The 1,069-nt window shown below is 73.9% G+C and carries 2 protein-coding genes; both read left to right on the plus strand.

Going from position 1 to position 1,069, the window contains the following annotated elements; translation table 11 throughout:
• Positions 1-184 precede the first annotated feature (184 nt).
• Positions 185-394 (plus strand): hypothetical protein, encoded by a 210-nt coding sequence (locus G5C62_RS27245; RefSeq protein WP_164703444.1) that lies wholly within the window; start codon positions 185-187, stop codon positions 392-394.
• 101 nt (positions 395-495) lie between these two features.
• On the plus strand, positions 496-1,069 hold a 574-nt coding region (locus G5C62_RS27250), incomplete at its 3' end, for a hypothetical protein (RefSeq protein ID WP_206330909.1).

Raw genomic sequence — 1,069 nt, forward strand, 5'->3', positions numbered from 1 at the left:
CGGCGCTGGGCGGGGCTGTCGCGAATCCGTGTGCACTGGCAGACTCTGACGGGGCAGATCGTCCAACTGCGGTCGACATGTCGACGCCCACTGTCAGATGTCCCGCATCTGGTGATCGACTTCGGCTACTTGTGCCCAGTGCAACGCCGGACACGGACCAGTCCGCACCACTAGTTTCAGCTGCATGCTCTCGACGCTCTTGAACATCGCCGGCGTTCTCGTGGGGCTGCTCGTCCTGCTCTTCCTGATCGTGCACCTGTCCGCCCGCCCGGCCACCCGGGGCAGCACGACGGGCAGCCGCGCGCCGGGCTGGGTGAGCGACTCCGGGCAGCCGCACCCCGACCCGTGGGCACCGCTGTCGACCACCAGCACCCAGATCCGCACCGTCCGCTGAGCTGACCTGGGCGGCGGCCTCCCCGGCCCCCCCCCCGGACCGGCCGACACCGGCCCGGCGGCCCGGCGTCGGACTCCCGACCCCGGTTAGGCTCGCCCGCGATGACCAGCGACTCGACCGCGTTGCAGGTCTACCCGATCGGTCAGCTGATCGGCGTCCGCGCGGTCGTGGACCAGTTCGACGTCCGGGTCGGCGCAGCCCTGCACAGCCTCACCTCGGCCGAGTTCGGGGTCTGGGCCATGGCGCACGGGCCCGCCGACCACGTACCGCGCCCGTGGACCCCCGACGCGCTGGCCGCGCAGGCCGAGTCGGTCGGCGTTCCCGACTGCGCGCAGCGGCTGGACCGGCTGCAGGAGCAGGGGCTCGTCGCCCTGGCCGCGCCCGGCACCGAGTCGGCCCGCGACCTGGCCCGACGGGTCCGGATGGTGCCCCTCGTGCTGGGCCTGGGGAACAGCGCCGCCGCGCCGGACGCCTACGCGGTCGGGTTGCCCGGCCGCCCGCTCGCCGTGCTGTCGGCCGCCGCCTACGACCTGTTCGAGTGGGCGCACATGGAGACCAGCCTGTGGCGGGCCTGCGAGGGCGCTGCGGCCACCGCCGCGCGGGTGGGCATCGCCGACACCCTCGCCACCGATCCCGACGCGCTGCTGACGTCGTTGCTGGAGGACCTGCACCGGC

It is taken from the genome of Modestobacter sp. KNN46-3 (assembly GCF_011039295.1).